The following is a 20,588-nucleotide window of genomic DNA, read 5'->3' as shown; positions in this document are numbered from 1 at the left end:
TTTCTCCTGGGATGCGGTTGTATGCAGCGTTGAGCCGGAAAGACGCATATTTTAGCGTCATTTGAAGGCGATCCGGTCGGTCGGCGCGGGGCCGGCGCTATAATCGGCCGGTACCGATTCCAATAATGACGGGATGCATCGGCAGGAGGCGCCGGCGTTCCGACGAACCGCCCGCTGCGGCCCGTTTTCCCATGCTCGCTCGATTGTCCGCCACCGACCGCTTCGCGCTGATCCAGGGCGCGCGCGACTATTCCCCGACACTGATGGCGATCCTGTCCTGGGGCCTCGTCACCGGCATCGCGATGAGCAAGTCGGTCATGACGCTCGGGCAGGCGAGCGCGATGTCGCTGCTGGTCTACGCGGGCTCGTCGCAGCTCGCGGTGCTGCCGCTCCTCGCGGCGAAGCTGCCGATCTGGACCGTGCTGCTCACGGCCGCGATGGTCAACACGCGCTTCGTGATCTTCAGCGCCGGGCTGGCGCCCCATTTTTCCTACCTGCCGCTGTGGCGGCGTCTCGCGATCGGCTATTTCAACGGCGACGTGATCTACCTGCTGTTCCAGAAACAGGGTTTCGCCTACGGCCACGTGCCGGGCAAGGAAGCGTATTTCTGGGGGATGGCGCTCGCGAGCTGGGTGTCGTGGCAGGTGTCGTCGCTCGCCGGCATCCTGCTCGCGAGCTTCTTTCCCGCGAGCTGGGGGCTGGAGCTGGCCGGCACGCTCGCGCTGATCCCGATCATGGTGTCGGCGGTCGCGAACCGCTCGACGCTCGCGGCCGTCGCGGTCGCGGGCATCGTGTCGCTGGTCGCGTTCGACTTGCCGTACCGGCTCGCGCTGCCGCTCGCGGTGCTCGCCGCGCTGGCGGCCGGCTGCACGGCCGACTTCTTCGTCGAACGGGCCGACTGGCGGCGCATCCGCACCGAAACCGTGCACGAGAAGGAGATCGAATGAGCGCGACGGAGATCTGGATCGTCATCATCGGGATGACGATCGTCACGGCGGTCACGCGCGCGCTGTTCCTGATCGGCGGCGAGCGCACCGTGCTGCCCGAACGCGCGCAGCGCGCGCTGCGCTACGCGCCGGCCGCCGCGCTCGTCGCCGTCGTGCTGCCCGACGTGCTCGAAACGCCGGCCGGGCTGTCGTTCGCGCTGTCCAACCATCCGTTCTACGCGGCGCTCGCCGGCCTCGGCTGGTTTTTGTGGCGCCGCAGCATGCTCGGCACGATCGTGGTCGGCATGGTCGTGTTCACCGTGCTGCGCCTGATCTTCTGATGAATCGTCGTTCCGGCCTGCCGGGCACGGGCCGCCCGCGGGCGGCCATTGCTGCGCCGCGGCAATGTGCCGGTTTGCGCGCGCGATCCCAAATAGGCGGAATTCGCCGCCCGCGGGTCAGTCTGCCGGGTGGATCGGCTAGAATGCCCGTTCGAGATTTTTTACCCGTGCGCGTCATGCGAACCGCCAGCCACGGCCGCATCCGGCGCCCTTTCGCGGCAGCCCGCGCACGTCCAGCGTGAACCCCCTTTCCCCATCCACTACTTCAATCTGTTCAACATGAGCCAAGTCAAGCGTCTTACCGACCTGATCGCCGCCGGCCAGCTCGCCGGCAAGCGGGTGTTCATCCGCGCCGACCTGAACGTCCCGCAGGACGACCAGGGCAACATCACCGAAGACACCCGCGTGCGCGCGTCCGTGCCGGCCATCCAGGCCGCGCTCGACGCCGGCGCGGCCGTGATGGTCACGTCGCACCTCGGCCGTCCGACCGAAGGCGAATTCAAGCCGGAAGACTCGCTCGCGCCGGTCGCGAAGCGCCTCGCCGAGCTGCTCGGCCGCGACGTGCCGCTGGTGTCGAACTGGGTCGAGAACGGCGTGAACGTCGCGCCGGGCCAGGTCGTGCTGCTCGAGAACTGCCGCGTCAACAAGGGCGAGAAGAAGAATTCGGACGAGCTCGCCCAGAAGATGGCGAAGCTCTGCGACGTGTACGTGAACGACGCGTTCGGCACCGCGCACCGCGCGGAAGCGACCACGCACGGGATCGCGAAGTACGCGCCGGTCGCGTGCGCGGGCCCGCTGCTGGCCGCCGAGCTCGACGCGCTCGGCAAGGCGCTCGGCAACCCGGCCCGCCCGCTGGTGGCGATCGTCGCCGGCTCGAAGGTATCGACCAAGCTCACCATCCTGAAGTCGCTGGCCGGCAAGGTCGATCAGCTGATCGTCGGCGGCGGCATCGCGAATACGTTCATGCTCGCGGCCGGCCTGTCGATCGGCAAGTCGCTCGCGGAAGCCGATCTCGTCGCCGAGGCGAAGGCGATCATCGACGAGGCGCGCGAGCGCGGCGCGTCGGTGCCGATCCCGACCGACGTCGTCACCGCGAAGGAATTCTCGCCGACGGCCGCGGCCACGGTGAAGCAGGTCGCCGACATCGAAGCGGACGACATGATCCTCGACATCGGCCCCGATACGGCCAAGGCGCTCGCGAGCCAGCTCGAGAAGGCCGGCACGATCGTGTGGAACGGCCCGGTCGGCGTGTTCGAGTTCGACCAGTTCGGCAACGGCACCAAGACGCTCGCCGAAGCGATCGCCAAATCGTCCGCGTTCTCGATCGCGGGCGGCGGCGACACGCTCGCGGCCATCGCGAAGTACGGCATCCACGACCAGGTCAGCTACATCTCGACGGGCGGCGGCGCCTTCCTCGAGTTCCTCGAGGGGAAGAAGCTGCCGGCGGTGGAAGTGCTCGAAACGCGGGCGGCCTGAGCGTGGCGGCGCGCGCAGGGGTGACGAAGGCCGCGCGCTCCGCGAAAGCGGAGCCGCCGGCCGGCGCGGGCAAGCGCAAACGCGCGCCCGCGCGGGCGAACACCGCCCCGCGCGCACCGGCGGCCGCCGGCGACGCGGCCGACCAGCACCACGAGATTCAGAACAAAGCGATGCCGGGCGCAAGCACCGGCACGCCCCCCGGAACGGCCGCCGCTGGGCCCGCCGCTTCCGGCTCTCGCAGCGTTTCACCCAGCGCATCCACCTTGATCCAGATGAGGAGTTTCATGCAGCGCGCCACCAAGATAGTCGCCACGATCGGCCCGGCTTCCAGTTCGCCGGAGATTCTGCTGCAGATGATGCAGGCGGGCCTCGACGTCGTGCGGCTCAATTTTTCGCACGGCACGGCCGACGATCACCGCCAGCGCGCCGAGATGGTGCGCGAGGCCGCCCGCAAGGTTGGCCGCGAGATCGCGATCATGGCCGACCTCCAGGGTCCGAAGATCCGCGTCGGCAAGTTCGAGAACGGCAAGACCACGCTCGTGCCGGGGCAGCCGTTCATCCTTGACGCCGCCTGCGAGCTCGGCAACGACGAGCGCGTCGGCCTCGACTACAAGGAACTGCCGCGCGACCTGCGTCCGGGCGACCTGCTGCTGCTGAACGACGGCCTGATCGTGCTGACCGTCGAGCGCGTGCTCGGCGACGAGATCCACACGATCGTCAAGGTGGGCGGCGAGCTGTCGAACAACAAGGGCATCAACCGCCAGGGCGGCGGCCTGTCGGCGCCGGCGCTGACCGCGAAGGACATGGAAGACATCCGCACGGCGATGTCGCTCGGCGCGGACCTCGTCGCGGTGTCGTTCCCGAAGAACGCGACCGACATGGAAATGGCGCGCCAGCTCGCGAACATCGCGGGCGCGCCGTACGGCATCAAGCCGAAGATGATCGCGAAGATCGAGCGCGCGGAAGCGATTCCGGCGCTGCAGAGCATCCTCGACGCGTCCGACGGCATCATGGTCGCGCGCGGCGACCTCGCGGTGGAAGTGGGCAACGCGGCCGTGCCGGCGCTGCAGAAGCGCATGATCCGGATGGCGCGCGAGTCGAACAAGCTCGTGATCACCGCGACGCAGATGATGGAATCGATGATCCATGCGCCCGTGCCGACCCGCGCGGAAGTGTCGGACGTCGCGAACGCGGTGCTCGACGGCACCGACGCGGTGATGCTGTCGGCCGAGACGGCCGCCGGCAAGTACCCGGTCGTCACGATCGAGACGATGGCGGCCGTGTGCGTCGAAGCGGAAAAGTCGGAACATGTCGAGCTCGACAAGGATTTCCTCGACCGCACGTTCACGCGGATCGACCAGTCGATCGCGATGGGCGCGCTGTTCACCGCGTACCACCTCGGCGCGAAGGCGATCATCGCGCTGACCGAGTCGGGCGCGACCGCGCTGTGGATGTCGCGTCACTACACGCACGTGCCGATCTTCGCGCTGACGCCGCGCGTCGGCAGCGAGCGCACGATGGCGCTGTACCGCAACGTGACGCCGCTGCACGTCGACTTCAACAGCGACCGCGATTCGGCGCTGCACGCGGCGCTCGAGATCGTCGTCAAGCAGGGCTACGTGCAGCACGGCGACATGGTCGTGCTGACGGTCGGCGAGCCGATGGGGCAGGCGGGCGGCACCAACACGCTGAAGATCGTGCGGGTCGGCGAACACTACTGAGCGCCCGCTGAGCATCGGGCCGGCCTGGCGGGCCGGCCGCCGGGATCGGCCGGAAGCTGGTCTGGCACCGTTTTGCACGCGAAAGCCGCGTGGGGTTCGAAGCCCCGCGCGGCTTTTTTTCTCTTTTTTGCCCGCATTGTGCCGTGCGAACGTAACAAATTGCGAGTGAGCGCCACCGGGCGGTCGGAATCGGAGGCGCTTCGCGATAAAATGCGGCTATTCGACGCTCAGCCGCGCCGCCTCGCCCCGGGTCGAACGGGGGCGGATGCCGCGCCGGCGTCAGGGCGCACCGGTTTTCATTCCAAGGAGTTCCACAATGCCTCTCGTATCAATGCGTCAATTGCTGGACCACGCGGCGGAGCACGGTTACGGCCTGCCGGCCTTCAACGTGAACAACCTGGAGCAGGTCCAGGCGATCATGGCGGCGGCGGACCAGGTCGGCGCGCCCGTGATCATGCAGGCATCGGCCGGCGCGCGTAAGTACGCGGGCGAGCCGTTCCTGCGCCACCTGATCGAAGCAGCCGTCGAGTCCTACCCGCACATCCCGGTCGTGATGCACCAGGATCACGGCCAGTCGCCGGCGGTCTGCATGGCGGCGATCCGCAGCGGCTTCACGAGCGTGATGATGGACGGTTCGCTCGAGGCCGACGGCAAGACGGTCGCGTCGTACGAGTACAACGTCGACGTGTCGCGCAAGGTCGTCGAGATGGCGCACTCGATCGGCGTGACGGTCGAAGCGGAACTCGGCGTGCTCGGCTCGCTCGAGACGATGAAGGGCGACAAGGAAGACGGCCACGGCGCGGAAGGCACGATGACCCGCGAGCAGCTGCTGACCGATCCGGAGCAGGCCGCCGACTTCGTGAAGCTCACGCAGTGCGATGCGCTCGCGATCGCGATCGGCACGTCGCACGGCGCGTACAAGTTCTCGAAGAAGCCGACGGGCGACATCCTGTCGATCCAGCGCATCAAGGAAATCCACGCGCGCATCCCGAACACGCACCTCGTGATGCACGGTTCGTCGTCGGTGCCGCAGGAGCTGCTCGCCGAGATCCGCGAATTCGGCGGCGACATGAAGGAAACCTACGGCGTGCCGGTCGAGGAAATCCAGGAAGGCATCAAGCACGGCGTGCGCAAGATCAACATCGACACCGACCTGCGTCTCGCGATCACCGGCGCGATCCGCCGCTACCTGTTCGAGAACCCGGGCAAGTTCGATCCGCGCGACTACCTGAAGCCCGCGCGCGAAGCGGCGAAGCAGGTCTGCGTCGACCGCTACCTCGCGTTCGGCTGCGAAGGCCAGGCCGGCAAGATCAAGCCGGTGGCGCTCGACAAGATCGCCGAGCAGTACAAGTCCGGCGCGCTCGCGCAGGTCGTGCGCTGAGACTGTAGTACGATTGCCCCCGCCCGGTACTGCCGCCGGGCAAGGGCTGGCCGCCCGGTTGCCGGATTCGATCCGGCCCCGGTAGCCGCTCCGTCCGGCCGAACAAGGGCCGGCCGGCAACCGCCGGGCGCCGTCGCCCGCCGGTTCGCCGACGCATTGCAAGACCGCCGTTCCCGCCTGCCGCGGGGAACGGCGTTTCCCTTTTTGTTTGGCTCCTTATCTGCGAAAAGACGATGTCTACCCTTTACGAATCCACGCTCCGCTCGCTGCCGCTCCTCGGTCGCGGCAAGGTCCGCGACAACTACGCGGTCGGCAACGACAAGCTCCTGATCGTCACGACCGACCGCCTGTCGGCGTTCGACGTGGTGATGGGCGAGCCGATTCCGAACAAGGGCCGCGTGCTGAACCAGATGGCGAACTTCTGGTTCGACAAGCTCGCGCACATCGTGCCGAACCACCTGACGGGCGACGCGCCGGAAGCGGTCGTCGCGGCCGACGAGGTCGAGCAGGTGCAGGGCCGCGGCGTGGTCGTCAAGCGCCTCGAGCCGATCATGATCGAAGCGGTCGTGCGCGGCTACCTGGCCGGTAGCGGCTGGAAGGAATACCAGGCATCGGGCGCCGTGTGCGGCGTGCAGCTGCCGGCAGGCCTGCAGAACGCGCAGAAGCTGCCCGAGCCGATCTTCACGCCGGCCGCGAAGGCCGAGATGGGCGAGCACGACGAGAACATCACGTTCGAGGAGACCGAGCGCCGTATCGGCACCGAGCTGGCCGCGACGATCCGCGACATCTCGATCAAGCTGTACAAGGAAGCGGCCGACTACGCGGCGACGCGCGGCATCATCATCGCCGACACGAAGTTCGAATTCGGCCTCGACAACCACGGCAAGCTGTACCTGATGGACGAAGTGCTGACGGCCGATTCGTCGCGCTTCTGGCCGGCCGACCAGTACGAAGTCGGCACGAACCCGCCGTCGTTCGACAAGCAGTTCGTGCGCGACTGGCTCGAGGCGCAGCCGTGGGGCAAGACGGCGCCGGCGCCGGCGCTGCCGGCCGACGTCGTCGAGAAGACGGCCGCGAAGTACCAGGAAGCGCTCGAGCGCATCACGGGCCAGTCGCTCGTCTGAGAGAAGGAAGGAATGCACGACATGAGTGAAGTCCAGACTGCCCACACGCACGGTGCGCCGCTCGTCGGCGTGCTGATGGGTTCGAGTTCCGACTGGGACGTGATGAAGCACGCGGTCGCGATCTTGCAGGAATTCGGCGTACCGTACGAAGCGAAGGTCGTGTCCGCGCACCGGATGCCCGACGAGATGTTCGATTACGCGGAGAAGGCGCGCGAGCGCGGGCTGCGCGCGATCATCGCGGGCGCCGGCGGGGCCGCGCACCTGCCCGGCATGCTGGCCGCGAAGACCACGGTGCCGGTGCTCGGCGTGCCGGTCGCGAGCAAGTACCTGAAGGGCGTCGATTCGCTGCACTCGATCGTGCAGATGCCGAAGGGCGTGCCGGTCGCGACGTTCGCGATCGGCGAGGCCGGCGCCGCGAATGCCGCGCTGTTCGCGGTGTCGATCCTGTCCGGCAACTCGGTCGACTACGCGAACCGGCTCGCCGCGTTCCGCGTGCGCCAGAACGAAGCCGCGCACGCGATGGTGTTGCCGCCGCTCGAATGACGGCGCACCGGCGGCCGCGCGTCGCGGCTGCCTGACTTTCCCACTGCGGCGGGCAGCGCCCGCCGCGACCGACCACTGACATGACCGCAACTCCTGATTCCGTTTCCCCGATCCTGCCCGGCGCGTGGCTGGGCATGGTCGGCGGTGGCCAGCTCGGCCGCATGTTCTGCTTTGCCGCCCAGTCGATGGGCTATCGCGTCGCCGTGCTCGATCCCGATCCGACGAGCCCCGCCGGCACGGTCGCCGACCGCCACCTGCGCGCGGCGTACGACGACGAAGCCGCGCTCGCGGAACTGGCCGACCTGTGCGACGCCGTATCGACGGAGTTCGAGAACGTGCCGGCCGCGAGCCTCGATTTCCTCGCACGCACGACGTTCGTCGCGCCGGCCGGCCGCTGCGTCGCGGTCGCGCAGGACCGGATCGCAGAGAAGCGCTTCATCGAGGCGTCGGGCGTGCCGGTCGCGCCGCACGTCGTGATCGAATCGCCGGCGGCGCTCGCCGCGCTCGACGATGCCGCGCTCGGCGCGGTGCTGCCGGGCATCCTGAAGACGGCGCGCCTCGGCTATGACGGCAAGGGCCAGGTGCGTGTGAGCACCGCGCGGGAAGCGCGCGACGCCCATGCGGCGCTCGGCGGCGTGCCGTGCGTGCTCGAGAAGCGCCTGCCGCTGAAATACGAAGTGTCGGCGCTGATCGCGCGCGGCGCGGACGGCCGCTCGGCCGCGTTCCCGCTCGCCCAGAACGTGCACCACAACGGCATCCTCGCGCTGACGGTCGTGCCGGCGCCGGCCGCCGATGCCGCGCGCGTCGCGGAGGCGCAGCAGGCCGCCGTGCGGATCGCCGATACGCTCGGTTACGTCGGCGTGCTGTGCGTCGAATTCTTCGTGCTGGAAGACGGCTCGTTCGTCGCGAACGAAATGGCGCCGCGCCCGCACAACTCCGGCCACTACACGGTCGATGCGTGCGCAACGAGCCAGTTCGAGCAGCAGGTGCGCACGATGACGCGCATGCCGCTCGGCAATCCGCGCCAGCATTCGCCGGCCGCGATGCTGAACATCCTCGGCGACGTGTGGTTTCCGCACGGTGCGGCGGCCGATGCCGTCACGCCGCCGTGGGACACGGTCGCCGCGATGCCGGCCGCGCACCTGCACCTGTACGGCAAGGAAGAAGCGCGCGTCGGCCGCAAGATGGGCCACGTGAACTTCACGGCCGAGACGCGCGACGAGGCCGTTGCCGCGGCCACCGCGTGCGCGCAGCTGCTGCGCGTGCCGCTCGACTGAGGCGCCGGCCGATGTCCATCGATCTTCCGACCTCCGTGACGCTCGCGCAGATCGACGCGGCCGCCGCGCTGCTCGACGCGGGGCAGCTCGTCGCGTTCCCGACCGAGACCGTCTACGGGCTCGGCGGCGACGCGGCCAATCCCGAAGCCGTCGCGCGCATCTACGCGGCGAAAGGGCGGCCCGCGAACCATCCGGTGATCGTGCACTTGCCGCCGGGCGGTGACCCCGGCTACTGGGCCGACGACGTACCGGCCGACGCGCACGCGTTGATCGATGCATTCTGGCCGGGCCCGCTGACGCTGATCCTGAAGCGCCACGCCCGCATTCCGGATGCCGTGAGCGGCGGACAGGATTCGGTCGGGCTGCGCTGCCCGTCCCATCCGGTCGCGCAGGCGCTGCTGGCCGCGTTCAGCGCGCGGCGCGGCGGCCACGGCGGTGTGGCGGCGCCGTCCGCGAACCGGTTCGGCCACGTGAGCCCGACGACCGCGCAGCACGTGCGCGACGAATTCGGCGACACCGTGCACGTGCTCGACGGCGGCGCATCCGAAGTCGGCATCGAATCGACGATTCTCGATCTGTCGCGCGGTTTCCCGGCGCTGCTGCGCCCGGGCCACGTGACGCCGCAACAGATCGCCGACGTGCTCGGCCGCGCGCCGAAGCTGCCGGACGGCAGCGACGCGACCGCACCGCGCGCGTCGGGCACGCTGAAAGCGCATTACGCGCCGCGCACGCCGCTCGCGCTGCTGCCGTTCGACGCGCTCGAGCCGCTGCTCGCGGCCGCGCAAACCGATGGCGAACGGGTCGCGCTCGTCGCCCGTGCTTCGCGCGCGGGGCGCTGGGCGCAAGCCGACGGCGTGCATTTCGTCGCGGCGCCGGAAGATCCGCGGGCCTATGCGCGCGACCTGTACGGGATGCTGCGCGCGCTCGACCGTGCGCAAGTCGCGCGTATCCTCGTCGAGAACCTGCCCGAGACCGTCGAATGGATCGCGGTCAACGATCGCCTCGGCCGCGCGGCTGCCGCGTTCGAGGCGCGCGACTGACGTTCATCGCGCTTCACGCATGAAAAAAACGCCCGACCGGCGAACTGGTCGGGCGTTTTCGTTTGGGCGCGTGGCCGGCGGCTTACTTGCCGACGCCGGACTTCGCGATCTGCTGCTCGACGTACTGCGCGAACAGCGCATGCAGGCGCGTCGTCGGGTGGACCGTGTCGGCGAACATGTAGGTCTGGTCCGCATTCGCGACCGTGTAGGTTTGCGGCGAGCAGAACAGCGACGAGCCGAAGGCGGTTGCGTTCGCGACGCCGTACTGCGTGGCGGCCTGGACCATCGCCTTCAGGTTGCAGGCGGTGTCGGTGTTCGACACGCTGAAGCCGTTCGCCTGGTAGTTGGCCGCGATGCCGTCCTGCCACGTGAACGAATCGACCACCGCATACTTCGTCGTATCGACCTTCAGCGCGGCGAGCGTGCCGACGAGCGTCTTGTTGAAGAGGCCCGACAGTTGCGTGAACGCGGCCTGCGTGCCGCCTTGCAGCGCGAGTGGCGTGCCGCCGATGTCCGGCACGTTCGCGACGAACACGTGCGTCGCGCCTGCCGCGACGATCTGCTGGACGATCCCGCCGAGCTGCTGCGCGGCCAGGCCGATCGCCTGCGCGGCCGCGAGCTGCGCGGCCGGCGTGTTGCCTTGCGCCTGCGCGACCTGCGCCTGATAGAAGATGTCGTTCGCGCCGCCGTTGATCAGCACGATCTGGCCGGCGTTGAAGCTGCCGTGCTGCGACAGGTACTGCTTGACCTGGTCGGCGATCGGCGTCGTCGTTGCCTGCGCGTAGTCGGCGTTCGGCACGCTGGCGTCCGCGTGGCCGATGCCCGGCTGCAGCGTCACGCGCGAGCCGCCTTGTGCGTAGCCGAGGCCGCCGGTGGCCTGCAGCGGGATGCCGAAGCCGCCCTGGTTCGCGGGCTGCAGCGTGTCGCCGTAGTACTGCGCGACGTTCTGCGTCCACACCTGGCCCGGGTTGGTCGTGAAGCGGCCGCCGCCGAAGCCGAGCTTGATCTGCGAGTAGGTGCCCGCGTCGGACAGGCTGTCGCCGAACGACACGACCTGCATCTTCACGCCCGACGGCGGCGTGTTCGACGAACTGCTGCCGTTGTTGTCGTCACCGCCGCCGCACGCGGCGAGCAGCGCGAGCGCGGCGCCGGCGATCGCGACCTGCGCGGTGCGCAGCATGCGCTGACGGGTGCGGGAAGGTGCGTGTTGTTGTGTCTGCATCGTTCGATCTCCTCGTAGATATGGCCTGATGTGTTTCTCATCTGCCGCGTGCCTGCTCGGTTCCGGGCTGCGCGGCGGCCGTTGGCTGAAACGGTTTATCGGTCACGCGCAGCCGCCAGCGGCACGGTGCGCGGATCCTGGTTCGCGGCCTCGGCAATCTGCGCATGATAAGCGCTCGCCCATTCGGGCGGGCCGAAAATCGCGCGCAGCTTGTTGCCCCATCCGTCGACGCGCAACGCATCGGACGCCATCGACACCCATTCGTGGAACGTCGCGACGAGCGGGTTGTTCGAGCCGAGCCGCTCGACGATTCCGTACTGCGGCGGGTCGTCGGGCGTTTCCTCGACATAGCTGCCGAACAGGCGATCCCAGATCACCAGGACGCCTGCGTAATTGCGGTCGATGTAGCGCGCGTTGCGCGCATGGTGCGCGCGATGGATCGACGGCGTATTCAGCACGTATTCGAGCCAGCCGAGCTTGCCGATCGCCTGCGTGTGCACGAAGAACTGGAACGCGAGGTTGATCAGCACGATGCCGACGACCTGTTGCGGCGGAAAGCCGGCGAACGCGAGCGGCAGCCAGAACACCCACATGCCCGCGACGGGGTACATCAGGCTCTGGCGGAACGCGGTCGAGAAATTCATCCGCTCGGACGAGTGGTGTACGACGTGCGCGGCCCACAGCCAGCGCACGCGATGGCTCGCGCGATGAAACACGTAGTAGAGGAAGTCCTGCGCGACGAACAGCACCGCGAACGACAGCCAGCTGTCGTGCCACGTGTAAAGACGATAGTGCCGGTAGCAGTACGCATAGACGGGAATCACGAACAGCCACGCGATCTTGTCGGCGCCCTGGTGCATCAGCGCGAGCGCCGCGTTGCACAGCGTGTCGCGCCACGCATAGACAGGGTCTTGCGCACGTGTGCGGGCGAGGTGCCAGGCCTCCCATGCGATGCAGAGCAGGAAGACGGGCGCCAGCGCGAGCAGAAGCAATTCGACGTCGAATCGCATGGGCGTGTCTCCTTCTTTCCCCTGCAAGCCATGAGGCCGGGCGTGTGGCCCGTTGTAGATATCGGTCAGGCCAACAGCCTACGCAATCGCCACGCGCTAGGCGAGGGGGCAGCGTAGAGGGTTCCCTCTGAGGACAGGGTTTCTACGGAAGCCGCGCGGCACGGGGCCGGGCGGTGCGGCCCTGTTTTACGGGCGCGGCCGGCGCGCGGTGCGGCGCGCGCCGGCGGCGGCGGCGTTTCAAACCGGGCAATGCGAAAGGCGAGCGCGGGCGCGGCGGAAAAACGGCACGGGCCGCCCGCGAGGGCGGCCCGTTGCGCGATGTGCGGTGCGTCAACGCGTCAGTGCGCGCCCGCGTAGATCCACTCGAGCAGCGTGTCGTGCGCGGCGCGCGCGGCTTCCGCGTGATCGTTGTTGATGAAGCTGACGACGATGTAGCTCTGGCCGTCGGCGCCGCCGACGTAGCCCGCGATCGCGCGCACGTCGCGCAGCGTGCCGGTCTTGATGTGCGCGTTGCCGAGCACGCCGGCGTTGGTGAGGCGGTTCTTCATCGTGCCGTCGATGCCGGCGATCGGCAGCGAATCGATGAAGGCCTGCGCGACGGGGCTCGCGTTCGCGGCCTGCAGCAGCGCGGCGAGTGACTGCGCGCTCACGTGCTCTTCGCGCGACAGGCCCGAGCCGTTTTCGAGCACGAGGTCGGGCATCGCGATGCCGTTCTTCTGCAGGAATGCCTGGATCACGCGGCTCGACTGTTCGGGCGTCGCGGGCGGCTTGCCGCCGACCGCGCCGATCGTCAGGAACAGATTGCGCGCCATCACGTTGTTGCTGAACTTGTTGATGTCGTAGACGATGCTGCCGAGCACCGGGCTGTGGTGCACCGCGAGCGGCCGCGCGGTGGTCGGCACCTTGCCTTCGCTCACGGGGCCGGCGATCGTGCCGCCGTCCTGCTGCCACAGCGCGAGGAAGCCGCGCGCGAAGAACGTCGTGTGATCGAGGATCGCGAGGTTGGTCGTGTGCGCGCCGCAGCGCAGCGGGTAGTCGCCGGCGAACGACGCCGTCATGATCCCGCCGCCGGCCGACAGCGTCGGGCGCGCGGCCGCGGCGGCCGCGCTGCACGAGCCCGAGCCTTCGACGAGCTGGTTGTCGATCGACAGGTTCGCGAGCGGCGGCAGCACGTCGACGGCCACCTTGCCGTCGTCGCCCGGCGTGACCGTGAACGACACGGCCTTGAACGCGTACAGCAGCGGATCGGGGCCGACGTTGTACGGCGCGCTGGCATCGTCGTCGAACGACGGCAGGTCGCGCGTCGACGCCGCGAAATAGCTCTTGTCGAGCACGAGGCCGCCGGCCACGCGCTTGACGCCGGCCTTGCGGAGCTTGTCGACGAGGTCGATCAGCTCCTCGGGCACGAGCTTCGGATCGCCGGTGCCCTTGATGTACAGGTTGCCTTGCAGCGTGCCGTCGGGATCGACCGTGCCGTCCGTGTACGCGGTCGTGCGCCAGCGGTAGTCGGGGCCGAGGATCGACAGGCCCGAGAAGGTCGTCACGAGCTTCATCGTCGAGGCCGGCAGCATCGGCCGGCTCGCATTCCACGCGATCAGCGGCTCGGGATCGCCGACGCGCTCGACGACGACGCTCATCGCCGAGGCCGGCACCTTCGCGCGCTGCAGCGCGACGAGCACGGACGCCGGCAGGCCGGCCGCGCGCGCGGCCGGCGACACGACGGCGGTCTTGCGCGCGTCCTTGTGGGATTTCTTGCGGGCCTGCGCGGGCGGTGCGAACGCGAGGGCCGTGCAGGTGGCGACGACGGCGGCCGCGCGCAGGCACAGGCGGGCGCGGGGGGCGAACCGGGCGGAAAGATCGGAAATCGGCATGGGCGAATACGGGAAAAGCAGGGGCTCGGGCAGGGCGCGCGGCGGCGCCAAAGCGCACATTGTAGAGACAAGTCCGCGCGGGCCCCTTGCAATCCGCCTTACTGTTGCATTGCACGGTGCCGCGCACGCGATTCGCGGCGCTACAATGGTCGGCGTGTTTGACTCGCCCCATGGATACCTGTCCCGATGCGGATACTGCTCGTCGAAGATGATCGAATGATTGCGGAGGGCGTGCGCAAGGCGCTGCGCTCGGACGGCTTTGCGGTCGACTGGGTGCAGGACGGCGACGCGGCGCTCACGGCGCTCGGCGGCGAGACGTACGACCTGCTGCTGCTCGATCTCGGCCTGCCGAAGCGCGACGGCGTCGACGTGCTGCGCACGCTGCGCGCGCGCGGGCTGTCGCTGCCGGTGCTGATCGTCACCGCGCGCGACGCGATCGCCGACCGCGTGAAGGGGCTCGACGCGGGCGCCGACGACTACCTCGTCAAGCCGTTCGACCTCGACGAGCTCGGCGCGCGGATGCGCGCGCTGATCCGCCGCCAGGCCGGGCGCAGCGAGTCGCTGATCCGCCACGGCGCGCTGACGCTCGACCCCGCTTCGCACCAGGTGACGCTCGACGGCGCGCCCGTCGCGCTGTCCGCGCGCGAGTTCGCGCTGCTCGAGGCGCTGCTCGCGCGGCCCGGTGCGGTGCTGTCGAAGAGCCAGCTCGAGGAAAAGATGTACGGCTGGGGCGAGGAGATCGGCAGCAACACCGTCGAGGTCTACATCCACGCGCTGCGCAAGAAGCTCGGCTCGGACCTGATCCGCAACGTGCGCGGGCTCGGCTACATGGTCGTCAAGGAAAGCTGACGCGTGAGGTCGATTCGTCATCAATTGCTGATCTGGCTGCTCGCGATCGTCGTCGCGGGCGTGGGCATCGCGGGCTGGCTCATCTACCGGCAGGCGCTCGCGGAGGCGAACGAGCTGTTCGACTACCAGCTGCAGGAAATCGCCGCGGCGCTGCCGTCGGAGCCGTTCTCGCAGGTGTTCGGCTCGCGCACCAACGGCGACGAAGGCATCGTGATCCAGATCTGGAACCGCAACGGCGTGCTGATGTACTTCTCGCATCCGCGTGCGCCGATCGCGCCGCGCGCGGAACTCGGCTTCTCGACCGAGCGCACCGATCGCGGCGAATGGCGCGTGTACGGCGCGATCGTCGGCGACAACGTCGTGCAGCTCGCGCAGCCGCTGTCGGTGCGCAACCGGCTCGCGGCGAACGTCGCGCTGCGCACGCTGTGGCCGCTGATCGTGCTGCTGCCGTTCCTCGGCGCGGCCGTCTGGGTGATCGTCGGGCGCGGCCTCGCGCCGCTCGGCCGCGTGACGCGCGCGGTCGAGGCGCGCCGGCCGGAAGCGCTCGATCCGCTGCCCGACGCGCGCCTGCCGCTCGAGGTGCAGCCGCTCGTGCGCGCGCTGAACGGGCTGCTCGCGCGGCTGTCGGCCGCGCTCGACACGCAGAAGGCGTTCGTCGCCGACGCCGCGCACGAGTTGCGCACGCCGCTCGCGGCCGTGCAGATCCAGGCGCAGCTCGTCGCCCGCGCGAAGGACGACGCATCGCGCCGCGAGGCGGTCGCGGATCTCCAGGACGGCGTGTCGCGCGCGACGCGCCTCACGGAGCAACTGCTCGCGCTCGCGCGTGCCGAGCCGGACGGCGCGACGATGCGCGAACCGGTCGACCTGCAGGCGCTGCTCGCCGAATGCGTGACCGCGCATGCGCCGCTCGCGCAGCGGCGCGACATCGATCTCGGCTTCGAGGAGACGCGCGCGGCGAGCGTCGTCGCGGACATCGGCGCGCTGCGCGTGATGTTCGGCAACCTGCTCGACAACGCGGTGAAGTACACGCCGGACGGCGGCCGCATCGACGTGTCGCTGACCCGCGACGCGGCCGGCCGCGCGTGCGTCCAGATCGGCGACAGCGGGCCCGGCATCCCGGCCGACGAACGCGAGCGCGTGTTCGACCGCTTCTACCGCGACAGCTCCGCGCGGGCGCGCACCGACGTGGCGGGCAGCGGGCTCGGGCTCGCGATCGTCAAGCGCGTGGCGGCCCAGCAGGGCGCGACGGTGTCGCTCGGCGACGCGGCCGCGGGCGGCCTGCTCGTCAGCGTCGTGTTCCGCGACGCCGAGATGCCCGCCGAGGCGCCGCAGCCTTCCGAATCCGCGTGACGCGTGCCGCCGGGCGGCCGCCGGCGGCCGCTTAAGCCCCGCTTAAGGCTGATTAAGCCTCCTTTAAGTCAGGGTCGTTACGCTGCGTCCTAACAAAGAGGAGGTCCTACGATGAATACCCGATTCCTTGCGCGCGGCACCGTCGCGGTCGCCGTGGCGGCCGCCCTGTCAGCCGGCTATTTCGCCGGTACGCGCCGCGCCGATCCGCAGATCATCACGCCCGCGCAGGCCGCGCTGATGCCGGCCGAAGCGGCCGCCAAGACCGGCATTCCCGATTTCTCCGGGCTCGTCGAGACCTATGGCCCGGCGGTCGTGAACATCAGCGCGAAGCACGTCGTGAAGCAGGTGTCGCGGCGCGTGCCGCAGCCGCAGCTGCCGATCGACCCGAGCGACCCGTTCTACCAGTTCTTCAAGCACTTCTACGGCCAGGTGCCGGGCATGGGCGGCGACGCGCAGCCCGACGACCAGCCGAGCGCGAGCCTCGGTTCCGGGTTCATCATCAGCTCCGACGGGTACATCCTCACCAATGCGCACGTGATCGACGGCGCGAACGTCGTCACGGTCAAGCTGACCGACAAGCGCGAATACAAGGCGAAGGTCGTCGGCGCCGACAAGCAGTCCGACGTCGCGGTGCTGAAGATCGACGCGAGCGGCCTGCCGACCGTGAAGATCGGCGATCCGGCGCAGAGCAAGGTCGGCCAGTGGGTCGTCGCGATCGGCTCGCCGTACGGCTTCGACAACACGGTCACGTCGGGCATCATCAGCGCGAAGTCGCGCGCGCTGCCGGATGAGAACTACACGCCGTTCATCCAGACCGACGTGCCGGTGAACCCCGGCAACTCGGGCGGCCCGCTGTTCAACCTGCAGGGCGAGGTGATCGGCATCAACTCGATGATCTACTCGCAGACGGGCGGCTTCCAGGGCCTGTCGTTCGCGATCCCGATCAACGAGGCGATCAAGGTCAAGGACGAGCTCGTGAAGACCGGCCACGTGAGCCGCGGCCGCCTTGGCGTCGCCGTGCAGGGGCTGAACCAGACGCTCGCCAGTTCGTTCGGGCTGCCGAAGCCGGACGGCGCGCTGGTCAGCTCGGTCGACCCGAACGGCCCGGCCGCGAAGGCCGGCCTGCAGCCGGGCGACGTGATCCTGTCGGTCAACGGTTCGCCGGTCGCCGATTCGACGTCGCTGCCCGCGCAGATCGCGAACCTGAAGCCCGGTTCGAAGGCCGACCTGCAGATCTGGCGCGACAAGTCGAAGAAGTCGATCAGCGTGACGCTCGGCGCGATGGCCGATGCGAAGCTCGCGTCGAACGACGGCGGGCCGGTCGAGCAGGGCCGCCTGGGTGTCGCGGTGCGTCCGCTGTCGCCGCAGGAGCGCAGTGCCGACAACCTGTCGCACGGGCTGATCGTTCAGCAGGCTGGCGGTCCGGCCGCCAATGCGGGTATCCAGCCCGGCGACGTGATCCTCGCGGTCAACGGCCGCCCGGTCACGAGCCCCGAGCAGTTGCGCGACGCGGTCAAGGGCGCGGGCAACAGTCTTGCTCTTCTGATCCAGCGCGATAATGCGCAGATCTTCGTGCCGGTCGACCTGAGCTGACCGGCATGGCCGACGGCCGGCTCGGCCGGCCGCGGCGGGCGCCGCCGCTCGACCGCGTGACGCGGCGCCCCGTATGTGTTCCGACCCCAAGGAGAGAGCCATGCAATATCCACGCAACGTGTCCCGATTTGCCGTCGCCGTGGCGTTGGCCGCCGGCCTCGCAGCCGGTGCGACCGGCGCGTACGCGCAGTCCGACGGCTTGCCGGCCGCGCGCCAGCAGGGTGACGTCACCTTCGTGTCCGGCGGCGTCGGGCAGGACGAATCGACGGCGTTCCAGCACAACGAGGCGAAGTGGCCGCTGGCGCTGCGCTTCACCGGCAAGGGCGGCGAGTTCCTGGCCGACGTCCACGTGCGGATCGTCGACGGCAAGGGCGCGGAAGTGCTGAAGACCGACGCGCGCGGGCCGTACATGCTCGTGAAGGTGCCGCCGGGACGCTATACGGTGCATGCGTCGTACCAGGGCAACGAGGAATCGCGCGCCGTCACGGTCGGCGCGAAGGGCGGCGCGAAAACCGCGTTCCAGTGGAGCGCGCAGTAGCCCGCCGCGCGCGGCCGCGCCCAGGTCGCGCAATCGGACGAAGTTTCGCCCATAATGAAAGCCACGGCACGCGTGCCGTGGCTTTTTTTCGTTTCCTGCGCCCGGTTTGCCTGCCGGGGCGCCCGAAGGAGAAACGATGTCCGATGCAGCCGACCCTCGACTCGAAATCGTGCCGAACCGCCATCGCGTTCGCGTGATCCATCGCGGCATCACGTATGCCGATTCGCATCGCGCGCTGACCGTGCGCGAAACGGGACTGCCGGACATCCATTACCTGCCGCGCGGCGACGTCAACATGCGCCGGCTCGTGAAGTCGGGTTTCACGACCGCGTGCCCGTTCAGGGGGCCGGCCGTGCATTTCGACTTGCAGACGGAAGACGGCGTGATCGAGAACGCCGCATGGAGTTACGAGGAACCGACGGAGGCGGCGTCCGTGCTTGCGCACTACGTCGCCTTCGATGTCGCGCGGATCGACAGTCTCGTCGAGACGTCCTGATGCGGCGCGGGTTCATCGGGGAGGCGTCATGGAACTGAACGACACGTTACGCGTTGCGCTCGCGCCGCCTGTCGTGCGGGAGGCGTTCGAGGATCTCGCGTTGCTGCGGGCGAGCTTCGACCATTGCGAATCGTTCGTGAAGCTCGCGCACGGCGAGTTCGCGCTGACGATCACGGTGCCGCTCGGCCCGCTGCGCGCGCGCTACGACGTGCGCGCACACGCGGCCGCCGAGCAGGGCGACGCGCAAGGGCGGCCGCGCCGTGTGCTGAGTTTCAAGGCGCGCGCCGACGGCCTCGGCGCGCTGCGCGGCCAGGTCGAACTCGTGCTGATGCCGGATGACGACGCGAACGCGACGCGCATCGAGTACGTGGTCTGGGCGACGGCGAGCGGGCCGCTTGCCGAGCTGCCGGGGCGGCAGATCGACAACGCATTGCGCGAGTGGACCGATGATTTCTTCCAAGAGTTCTGCGCGGTCGTGCAGGCAAAGCACGGCCTCGCGCCGAATCGCGCGCGCTCGGCCGCGCCGCGCCGCCAGCATGTGTTCCTGCGGCCCGCGTCGCTGATGGCCGCGACGAAGCGTGCGCTGCCGCCGCACCTGGGCGGCGCGCTGACCGGGCGCGCGGCCAGCGCGCTCCCGCATCGCGGCTCCGGCACGGTGCCGGTTTGGGCCTGGGCGGCGATGATCGTGTTCGTCGCGCTGCTGCTCTACGCGGCACGCTGGATCAACGGCGGCTGAGCGGCCTTACCGCGCGTCGGCGCCGGTTCAGGCGCCGGCGCCGCGAAATTCCCTTCGATAGGCGGACGGCGACGTGCCGAGCGCGCCCGCGAAATGCTGGCGCAGCGACACGCTCGACCCGTAGCCGGCAGCCTGCGCGATCGCGTCGATCGATTGTCCGGTGGTTTCCAGCAGGTGCTGCGCGCGTGCGAGCCGCTCGGCCTGCAGCCATGCGGTGACGGTCGTACCCGTCGCCTGGCGGAAGTGGCGCGTGAACGTGCGCCGGCTCATCAGCACGCGTTCGGCGAGCGAATCGACGCCATGCGCGGCGTCGAGATGCGCGCGCACCCAGTCGAGCAGGCCCGCGAGCCGCGCATCGCGCGGGTGCGCGGCGACCGGCTGCGGCACGTACTGGGCCTGCCCGCCCTGGCGGTGCGGCGGAATCACGAGGCGGCGCGCGATCCGGTTCGCGGCATCCGAGCCGAAGCGCCGCCGCACCACGTGCAGGCAGCAGTCGAGCCCCGCAGCCGTGCCGGCCGACGTCGTCAGATTGCCGTCGTCGACGTACAGCACGTCGGGATCGAGCTTCACGCGCGGAAAGCGCCGGGCGAAATCGTCGGCCCATGCCCAGTGCGTGGTGGCCGGACGGCCGTCGAGCAGGCCGGCCGCGGCGAGCACGTACGCGCCGAGGCACAGGCCGACGAGCTGCGCGCCGCGGGCGGCGACCGCGCGGACGGCGTCGAGCAGTTCATCGGGCGGCACTTCGTCCGGATCGCGCCAGGAGGGCACGACGACGATGTCCGCGTCGTCGAGCGCATCGAGCCCGTACGGCGCCGCGATCGTGAAGCCGCCCGTCGTCGCGAGCGCGCCGCGCTCGGCCGAGCAGACGCGAAACTCGAACGCGGGCGACGCGGCCGCGTCGCGTTCCTTGCCGAACACGACGGACGGTACCGACAGGTGGAACGGGCTGATGCCGTCGTATGCGATCACGGCGACGACGGTCGGCGCGGGCGGGGCGGGCAACGCGGCAGCGGCCATGACGGGCTCCGGAATGGGGATGGCCCGATTTTATCGAAGAATGGCTATCGGGCCACTGTCCGGGCAAACGCCGTGGC

20 protein-coding genes are annotated in these 20,588 nt (G+C 69.5%); 15 read left to right on the top strand and 5 right to left on the bottom strand.

The annotated features are described in order from the left end of the window. Positions 1–191: 191 nt before the first annotated feature. The 3 genes from WJ12_RS13200 to WJ12_RS13190 all read left to right on the top strand — a co-directional run bounded on the left by WJ12_RS13200 (position 192) and on the right by WJ12_RS13190 (position 2,743). Positions 192–947, top strand: coding sequence for an AzlC family ABC transporter permease (locus WJ12_RS13200; RefSeq protein WP_034189079.1), 756 nt, complete (start codon positions 192–194; stop codon positions 945–947). Beyond that, positions 944–1,267: an AzlD domain-containing protein gene (locus WJ12_RS13195; RefSeq protein WP_034189080.1), complete on the top strand. Its 324-nt coding sequence runs from the start codon at positions 944–946 to the stop codon at positions 1,265–1,267. The genes WJ12_RS13200 and WJ12_RS13195 overlap by 4 nt, the downstream gene beginning before the upstream one ends. 279 nt (positions 1,268–1,546) lie before the next feature. Further along, positions 1,547–2,743 (top strand): phosphoglycerate kinase, encoded by a 1,197-nt coding sequence (locus WJ12_RS13190; RefSeq protein WP_034189081.1) that lies wholly within the window; start codon positions 1,547–1,549, stop codon positions 2,741–2,743. Positions 2,744–2,900: 157 nt separating this feature from the next. On the opposite strand, the gene WJ12_RS37035 is transcribed toward WJ12_RS13190, so the two are convergent. Then, positions 2,901–3,029 (bottom strand): hypothetical protein, encoded by a 129-nt coding sequence (locus tag WJ12_RS37035; RefSeq protein ID WP_021164118.1) that lies wholly within the window; start codon positions 3,027–3,029, stop codon positions 2,901–2,903. On the opposite strand from WJ12_RS37035, the gene pyk reads away from it, so the two are divergent. The 6 genes from pyk to WJ12_RS13160 all read left to right on the top strand — a co-directional run bounded on the left by pyk (position 3,028) and on the right by WJ12_RS13160 (position 9,829). After that, positions 3,028–4,464 carry a pyruvate kinase gene (gene pyk / locus WJ12_RS13185; protein ID WP_059560432.1) on the top strand — a complete coding sequence of 479 codons (1,437 nt, stop codon included), beginning with the start codon at positions 3,028–3,030 and terminating at the stop codon, positions 4,462–4,464. The genes WJ12_RS37035 and pyk overlap by 2 nt on opposite strands. A gap of 316 nt (positions 4,465–4,780) precedes the next feature. After that, positions 4,781–5,845, top strand: coding sequence for a class II fructose-bisphosphate aldolase (gene fba / locus WJ12_RS13180; RefSeq protein ID WP_034189083.1), 1,065 nt, complete (start codon positions 4,781–4,783; stop codon positions 5,843–5,845). A gap of 233 nt (positions 5,846–6,078) precedes the next feature. After that, positions 6,079–6,969, top strand: coding sequence for a phosphoribosylaminoimidazolesuccinocarboxamide synthase (locus tag WJ12_RS13175; RefSeq protein ID WP_034189084.1), 891 nt, complete (start codon positions 6,079–6,081; stop codon positions 6,967–6,969). A gap of 21 nt (positions 6,970–6,990) precedes the next feature. Further along, entirely contained in the window at positions 6,991–7,512 is a 522-nt protein-coding gene (gene purE / locus WJ12_RS13170) for a 5-(carboxyamino)imidazole ribonucleotide mutase (RefSeq protein ID WP_034189110.1), read from the top strand. Positions 7,513–7,592: 80 nt separating this feature from the next. Further along, positions 7,593–8,789 carry a 5-(carboxyamino)imidazole ribonucleotide synthase gene (locus WJ12_RS13165; RefSeq protein WP_034189085.1) on the top strand — a complete coding sequence of 399 codons (1,197 nt, stop codon included), beginning with the start codon at positions 7,593–7,595 and terminating at the stop codon, positions 8,787–8,789. An 11-nt stretch (positions 8,790–8,800) separates the two neighbouring features. Next, a complete protein-coding gene (locus WJ12_RS13160) occupies positions 8,801–9,829 on the top strand; it encodes an L-threonylcarbamoyladenylate synthase (RefSeq protein WP_059560429.1) in 1,029 nt (342 codons plus the stop codon). Positions 9,830–9,911: 82 nt separating this feature from the next. Here the strand turns inward: WJ12_RS13160 and WJ12_RS13155 are convergent, their stop codons facing one another. The 3 genes from WJ12_RS13155 to dacB form a co-directional block, all read right to left on the bottom strand. Beyond that, complete coding sequence (locus WJ12_RS13155) at positions 9,912–11,051, bottom strand: SGNH/GDSL hydrolase family protein (protein ID WP_059560427.1); 1,140 nt, start codon at positions 11,049–11,051, stop codon at positions 9,912–9,914. A gap of 95 nt (positions 11,052–11,146) precedes the next feature. Next, complete coding sequence (locus WJ12_RS13150; protein WP_059560424.1) at positions 11,147–12,061, bottom strand: sterol desaturase family protein; 915 nt, start codon at positions 12,059–12,061, stop codon at positions 11,147–11,149. A gap of 338 nt (positions 12,062–12,399) precedes the next feature. Beyond that, a complete protein-coding gene (dacB, locus tag WJ12_RS13145; protein WP_034189089.1) occupies positions 12,400–13,932 on the bottom strand; it encodes a D-alanyl-D-alanine carboxypeptidase/D-alanyl-D-alanine endopeptidase in 1,533 nt (510 codons plus the stop codon). A gap of 186 nt (positions 13,933–14,118) precedes the next feature. On the opposite strand from dacB, the gene WJ12_RS13140 reads away from it, so the two are divergent. The 6 genes from WJ12_RS13140 to WJ12_RS13115 all read left to right on the top strand — a co-directional run bounded on the left by WJ12_RS13140 (position 14,119) and on the right by WJ12_RS13115 (position 19,494). Next, complete coding sequence (locus WJ12_RS13140; protein ID WP_034189090.1) at positions 14,119–14,781, top strand: response regulator; 663 nt, start codon at positions 14,119–14,121, stop codon at positions 14,779–14,781. 3 nt (positions 14,782–14,784) lie between these two features. Further along, the gene (locus WJ12_RS13135; RefSeq protein WP_034189091.1) at positions 14,785–16,131 is read left to right on the top strand and encodes an ATP-binding protein; all 1,347 of its coding nucleotides are present in this window, start codon (positions 14,785–14,787) and stop codon (positions 16,129–16,131) included. A gap of 111 nt (positions 16,132–16,242) precedes the next feature. Next, on the top strand, positions 16,243–17,724 hold the full coding sequence (locus WJ12_RS13130) for a DegQ family serine endoprotease (RefSeq protein WP_034189092.1): 1,482 nt from the start codon (positions 16,243–16,245) through the stop codon (positions 17,722–17,724). Positions 17,725–17,824: 100 nt separating this feature from the next. Beyond that, entirely contained in the window at positions 17,825–18,262 is a 438-nt protein-coding gene (locus WJ12_RS13125) for a carboxypeptidase-like regulatory domain-containing protein (RefSeq protein WP_059560422.1), read from the top strand. Between the two features lie 136 nt (positions 18,263–18,398). Next, entirely contained in the window at positions 18,399–18,758 is a 360-nt protein-coding gene (locus WJ12_RS13120) for a DUF427 domain-containing protein (RefSeq protein ID WP_034189094.1), read from the top strand. A 28-nt stretch (positions 18,759–18,786) separates the two neighbouring features. Then, the gene (locus tag WJ12_RS13115; protein ID WP_034189095.1) at positions 18,787–19,494 is read left to right on the top strand and encodes a CoxG family protein; all 708 of its coding nucleotides are present in this window, start codon (positions 18,787–18,789) and stop codon (positions 19,492–19,494) included. 27 nt (positions 19,495–19,521) lie between these two features. On the opposite strand, the gene WJ12_RS13110 is transcribed toward WJ12_RS13115, so the two are convergent. After that, positions 19,522–20,511: a helix-turn-helix domain-containing protein gene (locus WJ12_RS13110; protein ID WP_034189096.1), complete on the bottom strand. Its 990-nt coding sequence runs from the start codon at positions 20,509–20,511 to the stop codon at positions 19,522–19,524. Positions 20,512–20,588: the final 77 nt, after the last annotated feature.

This window comes from Burkholderia seminalis, from assembly GCF_001718535.1.
Taxonomy (GTDB): Bacteria; Pseudomonadota; Gammaproteobacteria; order Burkholderiales; family Burkholderiaceae; genus Burkholderia; species Burkholderia seminalis.
This window is presented reverse-complemented; position numbering and strand designations above follow the sequence as displayed.

Excerpts from the sequence above, each read along its gene's own strand:
- WJ12_RS13110 (WP_034189096.1), bottom strand. The coding sequence starts at position 20,511 with ATGGCCGCTGCCGCGTTGCCCGCCCCGCCCGCGCCGACCGTCGTCGCC.
- WJ12_RS13190 (WP_034189081.1), top strand. The coding sequence starts at position 1,547 with ATGAGCCAAGTCAAGCGTCTTACCGACCTGATCGCCGCCGGCCAGCTC.
- dacB (WP_034189089.1), bottom strand. The coding sequence starts at position 13,932 with ATGCCGATTTCCGATCTTTCCGCCCGGTTCGCCCCCCGCGCCCGCCTG.
- WJ12_RS13165 (WP_034189085.1), top strand. The coding sequence starts at position 7,593 with ATGACCGCAACTCCTGATTCCGTTTCCCCGATCCTGCCCGGCGCGTGG.
- WJ12_RS13150 (WP_059560424.1), bottom strand. The coding sequence starts at position 12,061 with ATGCGATTCGACGTCGAATTGCTTCTGCTCGCGCTGGCGCCCGTCTTC.
- WJ12_RS37035 (WP_021164118.1), bottom strand. The coding sequence starts at position 3,029 with ATGAAACTCCTCATCTGGATCAAGGTGGATGCGCTGGGTGAAACGCTG.
- WJ12_RS13155 (WP_059560427.1), bottom strand. The coding sequence starts at position 11,051 with ATGCAGACACAACAACACGCACCTTCCCGCACCCGTCAGCGCATGCTG.
- purE (WP_034189110.1), top strand. The coding sequence starts at position 6,991 with ATGAGTGAAGTCCAGACTGCCCACACGCACGGTGCGCCGCTCGTCGGC.
- WJ12_RS13125 (WP_059560422.1), top strand. The coding sequence starts at position 17,825 with ATGCAATATCCACGCAACGTGTCCCGATTTGCCGTCGCCGTGGCGTTG.
- WJ12_RS13175 (WP_034189084.1), top strand. The coding sequence starts at position 6,079 with ATGTCTACCCTTTACGAATCCACGCTCCGCTCGCTGCCGCTCCTCGGT.
- WJ12_RS13115 (WP_034189095.1), top strand. The coding sequence starts at position 18,787 with ATGGAACTGAACGACACGTTACGCGTTGCGCTCGCGCCGCCTGTCGTG.
- WJ12_RS13140 (WP_034189090.1), top strand. The coding sequence starts at position 14,119 with ATGCGGATACTGCTCGTCGAAGATGATCGAATGATTGCGGAGGGCGTG.
- WJ12_RS13195 (WP_034189080.1), top strand. The coding sequence starts at position 944 with ATGAGCGCGACGGAGATCTGGATCGTCATCATCGGGATGACGATCGTC.
- WJ12_RS13120 (WP_034189094.1), top strand. The coding sequence starts at position 18,399 with ATGTCCGATGCAGCCGACCCTCGACTCGAAATCGTGCCGAACCGCCAT.
- pyk (WP_059560432.1), top strand. The coding sequence starts at position 3,028 with ATGCAGCGCGCCACCAAGATAGTCGCCACGATCGGCCCGGCTTCCAGT.
- WJ12_RS13200 (WP_034189079.1), top strand. The coding sequence starts at position 192 with ATGCTCGCTCGATTGTCCGCCACCGACCGCTTCGCGCTGATCCAGGGC.
- WJ12_RS13130 (WP_034189092.1), top strand. The coding sequence starts at position 16,243 with ATGAATACCCGATTCCTTGCGCGCGGCACCGTCGCGGTCGCCGTGGCG.
- fba (WP_034189083.1), top strand. The coding sequence starts at position 4,781 with ATGCCTCTCGTATCAATGCGTCAATTGCTGGACCACGCGGCGGAGCAC.
- WJ12_RS13160 (WP_059560429.1), top strand. The coding sequence starts at position 8,801 with ATGTCCATCGATCTTCCGACCTCCGTGACGCTCGCGCAGATCGACGCG.